The sequence below is a fragment of the Hymenobacter siberiensis genome (genome assembly GCF_018967845.1).
Classification (GTDB): Bacteria; Bacteroidota; Bacteroidia; order Cytophagales; family Hymenobacteraceae; genus Hymenobacter; species Hymenobacter siberiensis.
In genome coordinates this window covers 4224296-4240109 of sequence record NZ_JAHLZZ010000001.1, presented here as the reverse complement: position 1 = coordinate 4240109, position 15814 = coordinate 4224296, and the positions used below count along the sequence as shown (strand labels likewise).

The window sequence follows — 15814 nt, the reverse complement described above, 5'->3', positions numbered from 1 at the left end:
GCGCGGCCTCCGTCCGTACCTTTACACCCTCAATGGCCGTATTCCGCGTTTTTTTACTTCTGTGGCTGCTGATGCCACTGCTGGGGCAGGCGCAACGCGCCACGCCGCCGGCTGCTAAAGGCTCGCCCATCAAATTGCTGACGGCCGGCGAGCTGGTGGGTGGTGACTTTGAAGGGGTGAAAATCCGCAAGTTGATTACCAACGTCAGCTTTCAGCAGGACGACGTGTTCCTGTACTGCGACTCGGCCTACCAGTACCTGGAGCGCAACCAGGTGGAGGCCTTCAGCAACGTGCGCGTGGTGCAGAGCGACACCATGACCATAACCGGCGACCATGGCTTTTATGACGGGGCCCAGCGCACGGCCCGCATGACCGGCAATGTGGTGATGCGCGACCCGCGCATGACCCTGACCACGCCCAGCCTCGACTACGACCTGAATCGCAAAACGGCCTCTTACACCGAAACCGGCCACCTCACCGACCCGCAGAATACCCTCGATAGCCAGCAGGGCTTCTACGATACCAATACTAAAGTATTCGTTTTTAAGCAGAATGTGCACCTCGTGACGCCCGATTCGGAGCTGAACAATGACACGCTGCGCTACAACACCGTCAGCAAGATTGCCTATTTTAACGGCCCTACCCGCATCAAGGGCAAGCAGGGGAATCTGTATGCCGAAGGGGGCAATTACAACACCAAAACCCGCGTTTCGGATTTCAAGCGAAATGCCAAAATTGACACGCCCAACTACCTGTTGGGCGGCGACCAGCTGGTGTATGATGAGGTGAAGCAGTACGGCGTGGCGCGGGGCCACGTCTCGCTCACGTCCAAGAAGGACAACCTGGTGCTGCGCGGCGATGCCGGCAAATACTGGCGCGCCCTGGGCCGCACCAAGCTCTACGGCGGCCGGCCGGTGGTGCGCAACATCGGCAGCCAGAAAGACACGCTTTATATGGCCGCCGACACGCTCATCAGCGTCGAGGCCCGGCCCGGCCAAACCACCACGCGCACCATCCTTTACGCCTACCCGAAGGTGCAGATTTTTCGGGGCAACCTCCAGGGAATCTGCGACTCGCTGACCTACGACCGCCAGGACAGCATCATCTACCTCAACCGCGACCCGGTGCTGTGGCAGGCCAAAAACCAGCTCACCGCCGACTCTATCCAAATCCGCTCGAAGGGCGGCAAGGTGGATGAGATGCGACTCTATTCCAATGCGTTTGCCGTGAATCAGGACACGCTCCTGAACTTCAACCAAACCAAGGGCCGCAACATGATGGCCTATTTCCGCGACAATAAAATGCGCCGCGTGGATGTGCTCGGCAACGCCGAAAGCATCTTCTACGCCCTCGACGGCGACACCGTTACCACCGGTATGAACCGCGTGCTCTCGGCCAACATGCGCCTGCTGTTTCTGGATAGCAAGCTGAATAAAATCTCCGTCCTCTCCAACCCGGAGGCTAAGTTCATCCCGCCCCACGAGCTCAAGCCCGACGACGAGCGTCTGAAAGGCTACCAGTGGCGCGCCAAGGAACGGCCCACCCGCCGCCAGGTGTTGGGCAAACAGTTCGACGACCGCCCCAAAAAGAAAGCCGTGAAGAAGAAAGTGGTGAAGAAAAAAACCACTTCCGCTACTAAACGCACCACCAAACTCAAGGCCAAAACGACCAGTCCCAAACCCGCCACCCCGGCCAAATCTGCGAAGCCGGCCATTAAATCCGTCATTTCCGCGCCAGCCAAACCAGCGGCCGCAGCTGCTCCCGCGCGGCGCTAGCTGCAACCTTTGGCCGGCTGTCGGGCATCTGGCTGGTAGCCGGGCCTGCCCGGCCTCCGGCCGGTTTGCCTCCGCCGGCTCAAATCGTTACCTTTGCACCCCTTATGCCGATTTCCCGCCTCACGGTTCTGTTTCTGCTCGTTAGTACGCTCGTCCTGGGCTCCTGCGCCAGTGGCTACCAACGCCTGCTGAAAAGCACCGACGTCAATAAAAAATACGAAGCCGCCGTCAAATACTATGACAAGGGCGACTTTTTCCGGGCCGGGACGCTGCTCGAAGACCTCATTCCGCTGCTGAAAGGCCGCCCTGAGGCTGAAAAAGCCCAGTTTTACTTCGCCAACACCAACTACAAGCAGCGCAACTACGTGCTGAGCGCGTTCTATTTCAAGTCGTTCACCGACACGTATCCCAACTCAGAATATTCGGAAGAGGCCTCGTACCTGCACGCCAAATCGTTGTTTCTGGACTCGCCTGGCTACGAGCTCGACCAGACTAATACGGTGTCGGCCCTCGAATCCATCCAGGATTTCCTGAACCGCTACCCCGAAAGCAAGTTCAAGCCCGAGACCGAGAACATGTCGCAAGAGCTCCAGCGCAAGCTGGAAAACAAGGCGTACGAAAGCGCCCGCCTCTATTACCAGCTCCGCTACAACCAGGCGGCTGTGGTGGCGTTCACCAACTTCCAATTGAGCTATCCGGCTTCGGCCTACGCCGAACAGGCCGCCTTTCTGCGCCTGAGTGCCCAGTATGCCTGGGCCAAGGAAAGTATCGAATCGAAGCAACGGGAACGTTTCCTTGATGCGGTGAGCTTCTACCAGCAGTTTCTTGATGCCTACCCCAAGAGCAAGAGCCTGAAATCGGCGCAGGATATGTACGATGTCAGCCAGGCCGAGATTGTTCGCCTGAAGGCCGTGCCCACGGCCGCCGCCAACTAATAATTTGTCACTAAATCAGCCCATGAAACCTAATCCCAACACCCCGTCGAGCTCCATCATCACGCGCAACGTGGCCGACATCACCGGCGACAACGGCAACGTGTACGAGGCCATTGCCGTGATTTCGAAGCGTGCCAACCAGCTGTCGATTAAACTGAAGGAGGAGCTGAACGACCGCCTCGCCGAGTTCGCCTCCACGGTTGATAACCTGGAGGAAGTGTTCGAAAACCGCGAGCAAATCGAAGTTTCCAAGCAGTACGAGCGTATGCCCAAGCCTACCAGCCTGGCCATCGAGGAGTTCCTGCAAGGCAAAATCTACTACTCCACGCCCGAGCCGGAAGAAGTTCCGGTGCCCCGCGAGCTGTTTTAGCGTTTAGTGCATGATTGTTAGTGCTTGGTGCCTGGTTTTAGCGAAATTTGCATTATGACTGCACCAGGCACCAGGCACCAGGCACCAGGCACCAATTTAGCTGGCCGGCGCATCCTGCTGGGTGTCAGCGGCAGCATTGCTGCTTATAAAGCCGCTCCGCTCACGCGTCTGCTCATTAAAGCCGGGGCCGAAGTGCAGGTCATCCTCACCGAAGCCGCCACGGCTTTCGTGACGCCCCTCACGCTGGGAACCCTCTCCAAAAAGCCCGTCCTGACGGGCTTTTTGCGTGATGCGGCCGCCGGCGAGTGGCACAACCACGTCGAGTTGGGCCTGTGGGCCGATGCCCTGCTGATTGCGCCGGCCAGCGCCAATACCATCGGCCAACTGGCCAACGGCTTGTGCCCTAACTTGCTGTGCGCGGTGTATTTGTCGGCCCGCTGTCCGGTTTTCTTGGCTCCGGCCATGGATTTGGATATGTTCGCCCACCCGGCCGTGATACAGAACCTGGCGCGGCTGCGCGCCTTCGGCAACCACGTTTTTGATTCGCCCAGCGGCGAGCTGGCCAGCGGCCTCAGCGGCCAGGGCCGCATGCTGGAGCCGGAGGATATTGTGGCGGCGCTGGAGCAGTATTTTGGTAGTATCGATTCTAAATGAACGTCATGCTGAGCGAAGCCGAAGCATCTCGCGTGTGGTAGTAAATCTTTTCGCAGAATGATTGAATTACCATTGCACGCGAGATGCTTCGGCTCCGCTCAGCATGACGTTCTGCAATCAATCTTTCCCGTTCAATAGTCGATGCACGTTCTCCTCACCGCCGGCCCTACCTACGAACCCCTCGACCCCGTTCGTTTCCTCGGCAACCGCTCGACGGGTAAAATGGGCTATGCGCTGGCCGAAGCCTTCGCGGCCCAAGGCGCTGAGGTAACGCTGGTGAGCGGCCCCAGCCACCTGCCCGACCCGGCCAGCCCGCGCATTCGCATAGTGCGGGTAGAAACGGCGGCGGAGATGTTTGCGGCGGCGGCCGAGGTGGCGGCCAAGACCGATGTATGGGTGTTTGCGGCGGCCGTGGCCGACTACCGGCCGGCCCACATCGCGGTCGATAAAATCAAGAAATCGGGCGAAACGCTGATGCTGGAGCTGGTGAAAAACGTGGACATCGCCGCTACCCTCGGCCAGCGCAAGCGGGCTGAACAATTTGCCGTCGGTTTTGCGTTGGAGACTACGAACGAGCTGGCCCATGCCCAGGACAAGCTGCACCGAAAAAACTTCGACCTCATTGTGCTGAATTCTCTGCGCGATGCGGGCGCGGGCTTCGGCCACGACACCAATAAGGTGACGGTGCTGGATGCGGCCGGCCAAATCGTTAATTTTGAGTTACAGTCCAAAGCCGACGTGGCCCGCGGACTGGTTAGCCTGATTCTGGCCCGTCTGACTCCTTCCTCATGATGCGAAAATTCCTCGCGGTCTTGCCCCTATCTGCCCTGCTACTCCTGGCTGGCCCCGCTGCCCGCGCCCAGGAACTGCTGGCCGAAGTGCGCGTATCGACCGAAAACGTGACGATTTCGGACCCCACCATCGTCACGTCGATGCAGAACGACATCCGCACGTTCCTTAACAACCGTGCCTGGACCACGCAGACGTACCGGCCCGAGGAACGGATTCGGCTCAAAATCTTTATCGGCATCACCGCCATCCCGCAGAACGGTACCTACAGCACCACCATGCGCCTGATTTCGACGCGCCCGGTGTATGGCACTGGCTACGAAACCAACGTGGTGAGCATCGTGGACCGCAATTTTAACTTCAATTATTCGCAGCAGAATCCCCTGGATTTTTCGCCCAACAGCTTCGTTTCCAATCTGTCGTCGCTGCTGGGGTATTATGCTTATCTCGTCATCGGGATTGACCGCGACACGTTTGCCCGACTTGGCGGCACGCCATATTATGAGCTGGCCCGCAACGTGGTCAACTACTCGGCCAACCAAACCCAGACCAATGAAGCCGACGAAGGCTGGCGTGGCAGTGGCTCGCGTGAGCGCCACTTTATCCTCGATAATCTGACCGACCCGCAGCTCGAAGCCTTCCGTACCGGGCTGTATGGCTACTACCGGCAGGGGATGGACATCTTTATCGAAAAGCCTGAAGAGGCCCGCACCTCGGTGATGGCGGCCCTGACAGGCGTGCAGAAAGCCGCCCTTACGCGCCCGGGTACGTTATTCGCCCGCGCGTTTTTCGATGCGAAATCGGATGAAATCGCCAATATCTTCCGCACCAGTCAGGACCAGAGCCAGAAGCAGCAGCTCGTGACCATGCTCACGGAAGTGGACCCAACGAATTCGGCAAAATATCAAACGATACTCAAATAAATTAATTAAAACAGTTCTACTGAGCTTGTCAAAGCCTCGCTACTGCGCCAGTAGCTAATTGCTATTGCAGTGAGAGGCTTCGACAAGCTCAGCAGGACGTTCTAAAGGCTTTATGCTCGTCGATTTACGGATTAATAACTACGCGCTGATTGAGCAGCTGGAGCTGCGTCCGTCGCCATTGCTGAACATTATTACGGGTGAAACCGGGGCCGGTAAATCCATTATGCTGGGCGCTATTGGTCTGCTGCTGGGCAACCGGGCCGATTCGCGTATGCTCTTCAATACCGAGCGCAAGTGTGTGATTGAGGGGCAGTTCGATATTGCCAACTACCACTTGCAGGACATTTTTGAGGCCGAAGACCTGGACTATGATTCGCACTGCATTTTGCGGCGCGAAATCAGCCCTAACGGCAAGTCGCGCGCCTTTGTGAACGACACACCGGTGACGCTGGAAGCCCTACGGAAAATCGGGGCGAATCTGATGGATATTCACTCGCAGCACGATACGCTGCTGCTGGGCGATGGGATTTTCCAGTTGAATTTGCTGGATTTGTACGCCGGGCTGGTGCCGCAGCGCACCATGTACAGCCACGCTTTCCGGCAGTACCGCAAGCTCGAAACCGACCTGCAGGCGCTGGAAGGTCAGGCCGCTCAGGCTAGTAAGGAGCTGGATTACAATAGTTTCCTGCTGAATGAGCTGGAAGAATCCCGCCTCGACAATGAAGACCAGGACGCGCTAGAGCAGGAGATAAAGCAGCTGGAGCACGCCGAGGAAATTAAGTACAAGCTAAGCCAGGCGCTGCACGGCCTGCGCGACAGCGAAACCTGCGCCACCGGCAACCTCAAGGAAGCTGTGGGTCTGCTGGGGCAGGTAGCGAGCTACGCCGATAACTTCCGCGACCTGCGCGAGCGCCTGAGTTCCTGCCTGATTGAGCTGCACGACATTGCCGACGAGGTAGAAACTGCCGAGCGCCGCACTGAAGGCGACCCCGCCCGCGCCGAGGAGCTCCAGGACCGTCTGAACGTGCTCTACACTCTCCAGCGCAAGCACCAGGCCCGCGACCTGCCCGCACTCATCGCCGTGCGCGACGACCTGCGCCAGAAGGTAAGCTCCGTGCTGAGCCTCGACAAGGAAATTGCCCGCCTGCGCAAGGATTCCGATGCCGCGCTAGCCGCCGTAACCAAGCAGGGCAACAAGCTGTCGGAGAGCCGGCGCAAGTCGTTCCCGCACTTTGAGAAGCAGCTGGGGCTATTGCTGGCCGACTTGGGCATGCCGCACGCCCGCATCGTGGTGCAGCACAGCACCGGTGCGCCGGCTACCAGCGGCATAGACGTGGTGAGCATCCTCTTCACGGCCAACAAAGGCGCGCAACCCCAGACGCTGAGCAAGGCTGCTTCGGGTGGCGAATTTTCGCGCCTGATGCTGTGCATCAAGTACATGCTGGCCGATAAAACGGCGTTGCCGACCATTGTTTTTGACGAAATTGACACCGGCATCAGCGGCGAAATCGCGGTGAAGGTGGGCCGCATGATGCAGCAGATGGCGCAGAAGCACCAGCTCGTGGCCATTTCGCACCTGCCGCAGATGGCGGCGGCCGGCGATGTGCACTACTTCGTGTACAAAGAAGACCGCGCCGACCGCACTGTTAGTCGTATCCGCGAGCTGAGCCAGGACGACCGCATTAAGGAAATTGCGCACATGATTGCGGGAGCTAAGCCCAGCGAAAATGCTTTCCAAAGCGCCCGCGAGTTGCTGGCGCTGCGGGGCGAAACGGTGAGTGGTGAGGTGGTGAAATAGTGAGTTGGTGGGTGCGAGGCAAGGGTATTTGCTAACTTGCCGCGTGTTTGCGCCCAACGCCCGGGCGGCGGGCTATTCATTAACTCACCAACTCACCATTTCCCCTCATGGCCAACAACCTCCTCGCCGGCAAAGTCGGCATCATTTCCGGCGCGCTCAACGAACATTCCATTGCCTGGAAAGTGGCCCAACGGGCGCACGCCGAAGGGGCGCGCTTCGTACTCACCAACGCGCCGCTGGCCATGCGCATGGGCGAAATCAACAAGCTGAGCGAGGAGTGCAACGCGCCCATTATCCCGGCCGATGCTACTTCGACCGAGGAGCTGGAGGCGCTGTTTTCGGGCGCGCAGGAGCAGCTGGGTGGCAAGATTGACTTCGTCCTACACAGCATTGGCATGAGTGCCAACATCCGCAAAAAGAAGCACTACGGCGAGCTGGACTACAAATTCTTCAATCAGACGATTGACGTGTCGGCCATGTCGTTCCATAAGATGATGGCCGTGGCCGAGAAGCAGGATGCCATGAACGAGTGGGGCAGCATCGTGGCGCTGAGCTACATCGCCGCCCAGCGTGCCTTCCTCGACTACACCGACATGACGCAGGCCAAGGCCATGCTCGAAAGCATTGCCCGCAGCTACGGCCAGCGTTTCGGCAAGCTGAAAAAGGTGCGCGTGAACACCGTGTCGCAGTCGCCCACCAAAACCACGGCCGGCACCGGCATCACCGGCTTCGATGCCTTCTACAACTTCGCCGACATGATGTCGCCGCTGGGCAACGCCCCGGCCGAAGCCTGCGCCGACTACTGCATCTCGCTTTTCTCGGACCTCACGCGCTACGTGACCATGCAGAACCTGATGCACGACGGCGGCTTCAGCACCACCGGCATCTCGGCCGAGATTGTGGACATGATGACCAAGGCAGCCGGCGTTTCGGAAGAGTAGAGTTGATTGATTTTGAATAGCAGAGCCCGGCCGTTTGGTCGGGCTTCCTGCGTTTGGGGGCATTAGTAAAAAGCGTGGATGACAAGCACCGATACTTCGGTGTAGCGCCGAAGGTGGTCGAATACCACGCCCGCCTGAAAATCGCGGCCGAAAGGGTGCGTGAGGCGCGCCTGCCATTGCCAGTAGTCCGGCCAGCGGGTCGCTTTCACGGTGCTCACCAGGTTGAAAAGAGGCCATGGATAATAATAATTCAGCAGGCCGAAGCTGTAGCCGGTGCTCCGAGCGGTTTCGTCGGAATCCAGCGGCTGATATTGTGCGTACCCGCCACCCAGCAGTAGCGTTGTTTTGGGTAATGCCTTCATGGGTCGGAAACCACCGATGCTCAATGTAGCCGAGTAGCTATGAAAGCGGATAGCGGCGGGCACGGCTTGTAAATACTGGTAGTCGAGCGCTTCTGAGATGGTGACGCGGCGCTGCCAGAGGGGCGGCAGCTCCAGCCTCGCCGCCAAGGCGTGGTTGCGGCCAAAATTGGTTTGGTAGCCGATGGTGGCGGCGAGGGGCAGCCGCACCAGCCGGTTGCCATACAGCTTCACGGAGGCCCCGAATGGCGCGTAGCGAACCCCGCTGGTCAGGCTGATTTCGGCCAGCGGATAGGCCACGAGCAGGCATTCTATGGTTCTTTCGTCTGCGGCAAGCCGGACAATAGTTGAGCGGCCCGCCGTAGCATACCGGCGTTGGCTGACATTGAAGCTGTTTAGAAAGTCCCCGAACGGTCATGCAGCGCGCAGCGAAGCATCATGCTCGCATCCTCAGGCCCGTTCAACGAGGCGAGCAAGATGCTTCGCTGCGCGCTGCATGACCGTTTGAGTACCTTTTGTGACTTTCTAAACAACTCCATCATCAAGAGCAAGAAAAACTCGTTCATCACCGCCGCGTCCACGCCCGAGCAGCAGCCCTTCGGCTTCGTATTTCTGAATTGCAAGCTGACGGCCGATACCGCTCTGGCGAAGAAGGTGCACCTCGGCTGGCCCTGGCGGCCCAATGCCAAAGTGGTGTACCTGAACACCGAAATGGGCGCCCACATCACGCCCGCTGGCTGGGATAACTGGAAGAACCCGGCGAATGAAAAGACGGCCTATTTCGCCGAGTACCGTTCCACCGGGCCGGGCGCCGTGGGCATACCAGCTCACGGCGAAGGAAGCAAAGCAGTACACGCTGAAGGCCATTTTCGCGGCCGAGGTGCCGTGGCAGCCGTGAAGAACTAAGAACGGTCATGCTGAGCGCAGCCGAAGCATCTCGCGTGTGGGAGTAATCTATCTGAAATGATTAGTGGTAGCACGCGAGATGCTTCGGCTGCGCTCAGCATGACGTTCTGTTAGTCACTAGACTTGTTCCTCAATAAGAGAACGGTGATTTTCCAAGCCGTATTTGGCACCAGAAACGGGGGCTGCTCAAAGAATCCAAGGATACGGGCTTGGCTAAACCAAAAAGACCATTCAGGCGTCACAATCGGCTAAAATCTTTGACTACTTCTTATTCGGAAACAAGTCTACTCAATACCCCCGGCTCAAATCCACCAGATTCTCCAGTGGCTGGCTGTGGCGCAGGCGCTCCAGGTTGCGCAGCAGCACATCGACTTTGCTTTCGTCCTCGTGGTGCTGGCCGCCGCCGGTGTGCTGGGTAAGTAGCACGTTGGGCAGGGCCCAGAGCGGATTGTCGGCGGGCAGGGGCTCCACGGCGGTCACGTCGAGCACGGCCCCGCCGAGGTAGCCGGCTTGCAGCAGCTTGATGAGGGCGGGCTCGTCGGTGGTGTTGCCACGGCCCACACTGGCGTAGATGCTGCCCGGGCGCATGGCATCCAGCAGCTCGGCCGAGAAAAAGCCCTCGGCGCTGCCCGGCAGAGTGTTTATCACGATGTCGGTTTCGGGCAGGGCGGCTTTCAGGTCTTCTTTGGAGCGAAGCTGCGCCTTGGGGTGGGTGCGGGCCAGCAGCTGCACAGGGCACTCGAAACCGCTGAGTTGCTGCTGCACGGCCAGGGCAATAGCCCCGGCGCCCAGCACCACCACGCGCTTGCCGCGCAGCAGGCCCGAGCGGTTGCGCACGTAGGCCCCGCCCACCCATTTTTTCTCGGCTTGCAGCACGGCCAGCTCGCCCAGGTGGCGGTAGAGGGCCAACAGGCCACCTACCATGGTTTCGGCGCAGGGCCAGGCGAAAAAGTCGCCCATATTCGCTACTGGCACATTCAGGTGCAGGTGGCGGTAGCGTTCGAAGCCGGCCGAGTCAATTTGCCAGAAGCGCAGCAGAGGCGAGGTGCCAGCCGCTAGCCACACGGGCGGCGGGTTGCCGAGCAGCACCTCGGCCTCCTGGAAGGCGGGAAACTGGTCTTCGGGGGCTACGTCGTGGCAGAACGTGACGTTGACCTCGGCCGGAAGCTGCTGGTGCAGGTAAGCGCGGGCGGAGGGGCTGAGGGGCGAATAAACGAAAAGATTCATGGCGGAGCAGCCGGCACGGCCGCAAGCAGTTGACAAGCGTGAGCCCCAGAAACGGGCCGATGGACAAAGTTGCTGCCCAGGCGGCGTACTTTTCGCAAAGAAGCGGCCCGACCAGCCGTATTTGCCCGTTTTTTTGCGTATTCCGCCCGTTTCCTCTGCTCATGCGCGCCTACCTGCACCAGCACGCCCACCTCACCGATGCCGAGCTGGAACAAACCATGACGCTTATCCAGCCCTGCACTTTCCGTAAAGGCACCGAGCTGTTCCACCCCGGTCCGCCGCCCGACCGGCTCTATTTCATCGAAACCGGGCTGGCCCGTGCCTACCGCCTTGTGCGCGGCGAAGACATCACCAGCGCCTTCTATGGGGCCGATTCCTTCTGTTTCGATACCCTGAGCATTGTGGCCCAGGTACCCACCGAGCTGTATTTCGAATGCCTGACCGACGTGCAGGCCCACGAAATCCTCATTCCCGACCTCAACCGCCTGTTCCGCCGGGTGCCGCCCATCGAGCGCCTGGGCCGCCGCATCAACGAAAACCTGGTGTGTGGCCTCACCGAGCGCCTCCGGGCCTTCCAGATGGACGACCTGCGCACCCGCTACCTCGCCCTGATGCGCCAGAACCCCGAGCTGATTCAGCAGGTGCCGCAGCGGCATATTGCTACGTACCTGGGTGTGAAGCCGGAAAGCCTGAGCCGCATGCGGGCGCAGCTGTGAGTGTGGCCTTGGCTGAGGACTGGGTATTGGTTGGCGCGCGTCTGCGACGCGTGCCGGCTGGACTCGGGTCTGTGACTCGTGCTGCGAACGACTCGCAATTGCGCTGTTCTGCCGGCTCTGTACCCGAGCCGCAGGCTCGCACCCAGTCGGCACGCGTCGCAGACGCACGCCAGCGGCAGCCAGCGGCAGCCAGCGGCAGCCAGCGGCAGCCAGCGGCAGCCAGCGGCAGCCTGGGGATTGCGCATTTCTTAACCTAGGTCATTGGGGCCGCTGCCGGAACTGGGTACTTTTACCCGCGCTCTCTTCCCACCCAACCCCTTAGTCCTAATGGCCAAGCAAGCCTATTCCCGCCGCGACCTCGCGTTTCAGCTCCACGAAGTATTGCACGTTGAAAGCCTGAACCGCTTCCCGTACTTTCAGGACCACGACCGCGGCTCCATCGACCTGGTGCTTGATACCGCCGGCCAGTTTGCCGACCAGCTCCTGCGCCCCCTGCTCACCGAGCTCGACCGCCAGGAGCCGCAGCTCGTGGATGGCACCATTCGGGTGCATCCCGGCGTGAAGAACATCGTGCACCGCTTCGGCCAGGATGGCTGGATAAACGCCCTGTTTTCGTACGAGGAAGGTGGCCAGCAGCTGCCCGGCACCGTGTACAACGCGGCCGTGTTTGCCATGCAGGCCACCAACTATTCGGCCAGCGTGCCGCCCTTCCTCACACTGGGCGCGGCCAATCTACTCCGTAGCTTCGCTACGCCCGAGCTCACGGCTGCCTTCACGCCGCACATGTACGCCGGCCGCTGGCAGGGCACCATGGCCCTCACCGAGCCCGACGCCGGCAGCTCCCTCTCCGACATCAGTACCTCGGCCGAACCCACGGAGGATGGCTACTACCGGATTCGGGGGCAGAAAATCTATATTTCCTCCGGCGACCATGATGCCTGCGACAACGTGGTGCACCTCATGCTGGCCAAGATTAAAGGCGGACCAGCGGGGGCCAAGGGCATCTCGCTCTTTGCCGTACCGCGCCAGCGCGTGGCGGCCGGGCTGCCCAACGAGGCCACAAAACCCGACGAATTAGTTTCGAACGACGTGGTCACGGCCGGCATCTACCACAAGCTGGGCTGCAAGGGCGCGCCCATTGCCCACCTCCTGATTGGCGGCGACGGCGACACGCGCGGCTACCTTGTGGGCGAGCCCAACAAGGGCCTCAGCTACATGTTCCAGATGATGAACGAGGCCCGGCTGGCTGTGGGCGTGAGCGCGGCGGCCATCGGTACGGCCGCCTACTACGCGGCCCTCGAATACGCCCGCGCCCGGCCCCAGGGCCGCCCCATCGCCAACCGTGACGTGGCCCAGCCGCAGGTGCCCATCATCCGGCACGCCGATGTGAAGCGCATGCTGCTCTTCCAGAAAGCCACCATGGAAGGCGCGCTGGGCCTGCTATTACAGTGCAGCTACTACATGGATGTGGCCCGGGTAGGCGATGGCGCAGAGAAGGAAAAAGCCGAGCTGCTGCTCGATTTGCTGATGCCCATCGCCAAAACCTACCCCTCGGAAATGGGCGTGCTGAGCACCAGCGCCGCCATCCAGGTGCACGGCGGGGCCGGCTACACCACCGATTTTCCGGTGGAGCAGTTCTGGCGCGAGTCGCGCATTCACCCCATCCACGAAGGCACCACCGGTATTCAGGGGCTCGATTTGCTGGGCCGGAAAATTACCCAGCACGGCGGCAGGGCCGTGGGCCTGCTGCTGGAAGAAATCCAGGCCACCATTGCCTCCGCCAATGCCGTGTCCGAGTTGGCTCCGCTGGCCGTCCAGCTCACCAAAAACGTGGGCATTTTGCAGCAAGTGACCGGCCATCTGCTGGGCGTAGCGGCCCAGGACCACGAGCTATTCCTGGCCGATGCCACCCTCTACCTGGAGCTGGCCGGCTTGGTGACGGTGGCCTGGCAGTGGCTGCGGCAGGCAGTAGTGGCCCAGGCCGCCCTGCCCGCCGCCCACCCCGACGACCAGAATTTCTACCACGGCAAGCTCATGGCCGCGCAGTATTTCTACGAATACGAGCTGGTACACGCCCCCGGCCTGGCCAAGCGCCTGCAATCGGCCAATGCCGTGACGGTGGCCATGCAGGAGGCGTGGTTTTAGATAGTCAATACGGCCGGAACTATCATCCTGAGCGCAGCGAAGGACCTTATCACGGCTGAGTGGTACTCATTCAATCGTGATAAGGTCCTTCGCTGCGCTCGGGATGACAAACGATTTATTTCGCATTCCATGAAAAAACTCGAAAACAAGGTTGTCTTCATTACCGGCGGCTCCTCGGGCCTTGGCCGCGCCGCTGCTGTGGCCGCCGCTGAAGAAGGCGCGAAACTCGTCATCGCCGACCTGCCCGGCTCCGACCACGCCGCCGCGCTGGCTGAAGTGCAGGCCGCCGGGGCCGAAGCCGTTTTTATTCCGCTCGACGTGACCGATTCGGCCAACATTCAGCAGGCCATTGCCGCCACGGTAGCGACATTCGGCCGGCTCGATGTGGCGCTGAACAACGCGGGCATCGGCGAGGGGTTCTTCAGTTTTCTCGAAACTAGTGAGGAATCGTTTCAGCGCATCATCAACGTGAACCTGACCGGTGTGTTCACCTGCATGAAGTACGAGCTGGCGCAATTCATGGCGCAGGGCGGCGGCGTTATTGTGAACATGTCTTCGCTGGCCGGCCTCAAGGGCGCGCCGGGCCTGAGCGCCTACGTGGCTTCGAAGCACGGCGTGCTGGGCCTCACCCGCGTGGCGGCTCAGGAATTTGCCCGCCGCAACGTGCGCGTGAATGCCCTCTGCCCGTACTATATCGATACGCCGCTCATTAAGGAAGTCCCCGAGGAGTTGCGCAACCAGATGATTTCGGCCAGCCCCATGAGGCGCCTCGGGCGGGCTGAGGAAGTAGCCAAAGCCTTCATCTACCTGGCTTCGGATGATTCGAGCTATACCAACGGCACCCAGCTGGTGATTGACAGCGGCGTGATTTCGTGATGTAGCGCGGACTTTTAGTCCGCGACTCATTCCGTAACCCTTTACTCGCGGACTAAAAGTCCACGCTACACTATGGATTTCGCCCTTAGCCCTAAAACCCAGGACTACCTCGCCCGCGTGCAGGCCTTCATGGCCGAGCACATCGCGCCCATCGAAGAGCAGTACCACCACGATAACCTCGCCGCCAACCCCGGCCCCGACTGGCAAAGCTGGCGGGTGCTGCCCGTCATCGAAGAGCTGAAAACGAAAGCCAAGGCCGCCGGCCTCTGGAATCTGTTCCTGCCCGATGCCGCGCACGGAGCCGGCCTCAGCACCCTCGAGTACGCGCCCATTGCCGAAGAAACCGGCCGCAGCTTCCTCGCGCCCACCGTGTTCAACTGCAACGCGCCCGATACCGGCAACATGGAGGTGCTGCACTACTTCGGCAGCGAGGCGCAGAAAGCCGAGTGGCTTGCGCCGCTGCTGGCCGGCAAAATCCGCTCCGTGTTCTGCATGACCGAGCCCGACGTGGCCTCGTCCGACGCCACCAACATGCAGGCCACCATCGGGGCCGAGGGCGACGAGCTGGTGCTCAATGGCCGCAAGTGGTGGGCCACTGGCCTGGGCCACCCCGATGCGAAGCTGGCCATTTTCATGGGCCTCTCAAACCCCGAAGCCGCGCCCCACGTCCGCCACAGCATGGTGCTGGTGCCGCTCGATACGCCCGGCGTGAACATCCGGCGCATGCTGCCCGCCTTCAGCGACTACGACGCGCCCTATGGCCACGGCGAAGTGTGGTTTGAGAATGTGCGCGTGCCCCGCGCCAACCTGCTGCGCGGCCTGGGCGAGGGCTTCGCCATCGCGCAGGGCCGCCTTGGGCCGGGCCGCATTCACCACTGCATGCGCTGCATCGGGGCGGCCGAGCGGGCGCTGGAACTGCTGATAAAACGGGGCCTCTCGCGCACGGCTTTCGGCAAGCCGCTGCTGCACCTGGGCGGCAACCTGGAGCGCGTGGCCGACCTGCGCATGGCTATCGACCAGGCCCGGCTATTGACTCTTTTTGCCGCCTGGAAAATTGACAATCAGGGCGTGAAAGCGGCCATGAGCGAGATTTCGGCCATTAAAGTAGTGGCCCCCAATGTGCTCCAACGCGTGGTAGACGAGGCCATCCAGATGCACGGCGGCGCGGGCGTGTCGCACGACGTGCCGCTGACGGCCCTCTTCACCGTGGCCCGCGCCCTGCGCCTGGCCGACGGGCCCGATGAGGTGCACCGCACCATGGTGGCCCGGGTGGAGCTGGCGAAGTATAAGGCGAAGCGGGAGTGAGTGAAGCTGAAATTGGGGTGGTTGAACTCGTTGAACGACAACTGAACGAAGCCCCGGCTGACAGTTCAACGCCCACAACCACCCCTGTTTCCGCG

15 protein-coding genes are annotated in these 15814 nt (G+C 60.7%); 13 read left to right on the top strand and 2 right to left on the bottom strand.

From position 1 onward, the window contains the following. Nucleotides 1-32 precede the first annotated feature (32 nt). The 8 genes from KQ661_RS18560 to KQ661_RS18525 all read left to right on the top strand — a co-directional run bounded on the left by KQ661_RS18560 (nt 33) and on the right by KQ661_RS18525 (nt 8185). Nucleotides 33-1775, top strand: a complete 1743-nt coding sequence (locus KQ661_RS18560; protein WP_216727710.1) for an OstA-like protein — start codon at nt 33-35, stop codon at nt 1773-1775. Between the two features lie 104 nt (nt 1776-1879). Beyond that, nucleotides 1880-2710, top strand: a complete 831-nt coding sequence (locus tag KQ661_RS18555; protein WP_216726678.1) for an outer membrane protein assembly factor BamD — start codon at nt 1880-1882, stop codon at nt 2708-2710. 22 nt (nt 2711-2732) lie between these two features. After that, nucleotides 2733-3080, top strand: a complete 348-nt coding sequence (locus tag KQ661_RS18550; RefSeq protein ID WP_168675189.1) for a DNA-directed RNA polymerase subunit omega — start codon at nt 2733-2735, stop codon at nt 3078-3080. Nucleotides 3081-3134: 54 nt separating this feature from the next. Continuing rightward, complete coding sequence (locus KQ661_RS23145; RefSeq protein ID WP_216727709.1) at nt 3135-3734, top strand: flavoprotein; 600 nt, start codon at nt 3135-3137, stop codon at nt 3732-3734. Nucleotides 3735-3875: 141 nt separating this feature from the next. Continuing rightward, the gene (locus tag KQ661_RS23140; RefSeq protein ID WP_216689868.1) at nt 3876-4526 is read left to right on the top strand and encodes a phosphopantothenoylcysteine decarboxylase domain-containing protein; all 651 of its coding nucleotides are present in this window, start codon (nt 3876-3878) and stop codon (nt 4524-4526) included. A gap of 20 nt (nt 4527-4546) precedes the next feature. Continuing rightward, nucleotides 4547-5446: a type IX secretion system protein PorD gene (porD, locus tag KQ661_RS18535; protein ID WP_216727708.1), complete on the top strand. Its 900-nt coding sequence runs from the start codon at nt 4547-4549 to the stop codon at nt 5444-5446. A 112-nt stretch (nt 5447-5558) separates the two neighbouring features. Beyond that, nucleotides 5559-7244 carry a DNA repair protein RecN gene (gene recN / locus KQ661_RS18530; RefSeq protein WP_216726675.1) on the top strand — a complete coding sequence of 562 codons (1686 nt, stop codon included), beginning with the start codon at nt 5559-5561 and terminating at the stop codon, nt 7242-7244. A gap of 107 nt (nt 7245-7351) precedes the next feature. After that, nucleotides 7352-8185 carry an enoyl-ACP reductase FabI gene (locus KQ661_RS18525; RefSeq protein WP_216726674.1) on the top strand — a complete coding sequence of 278 codons (834 nt, stop codon included), beginning with the start codon at nt 7352-7354 and terminating at the stop codon, nt 8183-8185. 62 nt (nt 8186-8247) lie between these two features. On the opposite strand, the gene KQ661_RS18520 is transcribed toward KQ661_RS18525, so the two are convergent. Beyond that, nucleotides 8248-8844 carry a hypothetical protein gene (locus KQ661_RS18520; protein WP_216727707.1) on the bottom strand — a complete coding sequence of 199 codons (597 nt, stop codon included), beginning with the start codon at nt 8842-8844 and terminating at the stop codon, nt 8248-8250. 138 nt (nt 8845-8982) lie between these two features. Here KQ661_RS18520 and KQ661_RS18515 point away from each other — a divergent pair, with 138 nt between their 5' ends. After that, the gene (locus tag KQ661_RS18515; RefSeq protein WP_235727015.1) at nt 8983-9450 is read left to right on the top strand and encodes a pectinesterase family protein; all 468 of its coding nucleotides are present in this window, start codon (nt 8983-8985) and stop codon (nt 9448-9450) included. A gap of 288 nt (nt 9451-9738) precedes the next feature. Here KQ661_RS18515 and KQ661_RS18510 read toward each other — a convergent pair whose 3' ends face one another. Then, on the bottom strand, nt 9739-10677 hold the full coding sequence (locus KQ661_RS18510; protein WP_216727706.1) for a D-2-hydroxyacid dehydrogenase: 939 nt from the start codon (nt 10675-10677) through the stop codon (nt 9739-9741). A 161-nt stretch (nt 10678-10838) separates the two neighbouring features. On the opposite strand from KQ661_RS18510, the gene KQ661_RS18505 reads away from it, so the two are divergent. The 4 genes from KQ661_RS18505 (at nt 10839) to KQ661_RS18490 (ending at nt 15719) form a co-directional block, all read left to right on the top strand. After that, nucleotides 10839-11393, top strand: coding sequence for a Crp/Fnr family transcriptional regulator (locus KQ661_RS18505; protein WP_216689827.1), 555 nt, complete (start codon nt 10839-10841; stop codon nt 11391-11393). 327 nt (nt 11394-11720) lie between these two features. Continuing rightward, nucleotides 11721-13538, top strand: a complete 1818-nt coding sequence (locus KQ661_RS18500) for an acyl-CoA dehydrogenase (RefSeq protein ID WP_216727705.1) — start codon at nt 11721-11723, stop codon at nt 13536-13538. 129 nt (nt 13539-13667) lie between these two features. Further along, on the top strand, nt 13668-14414 hold the full coding sequence (locus tag KQ661_RS18495) for an SDR family NAD(P)-dependent oxidoreductase (protein WP_216689823.1): 747 nt from the start codon (nt 13668-13670) through the stop codon (nt 14412-14414). A gap of 72 nt (nt 14415-14486) precedes the next feature. Next, nucleotides 14487-15719, top strand: coding sequence for an acyl-CoA dehydrogenase family protein (locus KQ661_RS18490; RefSeq protein ID WP_216727704.1), 1233 nt, complete (start codon nt 14487-14489; stop codon nt 15717-15719). Nucleotides 15720-15814 lie beyond the last annotated feature (95 nt).

What these genes read in the sequence shown, in the direction of transcription:
- KQ661_RS18515 (WP_235727015.1), top strand. Translation starts at nt 8,983, where the DNA reads ATGCTCGCATCCTCAGGCCCGTTCAACGAGGCGAGCAAGATGCTTCGC.
- KQ661_RS18555 (WP_216726678.1), top strand. Translation starts at nt 1,880, where the DNA reads ATGCCGATTTCCCGCCTCACGGTTCTGTTTCTGCTCGTTAGTACGCTC.
- KQ661_RS18550 (WP_168675189.1), top strand. Translation starts at nt 2,733, where the DNA reads ATGAAACCTAATCCCAACACCCCGTCGAGCTCCATCATCACGCGCAAC.
- KQ661_RS23140 (WP_216689868.1), top strand. Translation starts at nt 3,876, where the DNA reads ATGCACGTTCTCCTCACCGCCGGCCCTACCTACGAACCCCTCGACCCC.
- recN (WP_216726675.1), top strand. Translation starts at nt 5,559, where the DNA reads ATGCTCGTCGATTTACGGATTAATAACTACGCGCTGATTGAGCAGCTG.
- KQ661_RS18510 (WP_216727706.1), bottom strand. Translation starts at nt 10,677, where the DNA reads ATGAATCTTTTCGTTTATTCGCCCCTCAGCCCCTCCGCCCGCGCTTAC.
- KQ661_RS18500 (WP_216727705.1), top strand. Translation starts at nt 11,721, where the DNA reads ATGGCCAAGCAAGCCTATTCCCGCCGCGACCTCGCGTTTCAGCTCCAC.
- KQ661_RS18490 (WP_216727704.1), top strand. Translation starts at nt 14,487, where the DNA reads ATGGATTTCGCCCTTAGCCCTAAAACCCAGGACTACCTCGCCCGCGTG.
- KQ661_RS18525 (WP_216726674.1), top strand. Translation starts at nt 7,352, where the DNA reads ATGGCCAACAACCTCCTCGCCGGCAAAGTCGGCATCATTTCCGGCGCG.
- KQ661_RS18505 (WP_216689827.1), top strand. Translation starts at nt 10,839, where the DNA reads ATGCGCGCCTACCTGCACCAGCACGCCCACCTCACCGATGCCGAGCTG.
- KQ661_RS23145 (WP_216727709.1), top strand. Translation starts at nt 3,135, where the DNA reads ATGACTGCACCAGGCACCAGGCACCAGGCACCAGGCACCAATTTAGCT.
- KQ661_RS18560 (WP_216727710.1), top strand. Translation starts at nt 33, where the DNA reads ATGGCCGTATTCCGCGTTTTTTTACTTCTGTGGCTGCTGATGCCACTG.
- KQ661_RS18495 (WP_216689823.1), top strand. Translation starts at nt 13,668, where the DNA reads ATGAAAAAACTCGAAAACAAGGTTGTCTTCATTACCGGCGGCTCCTCG.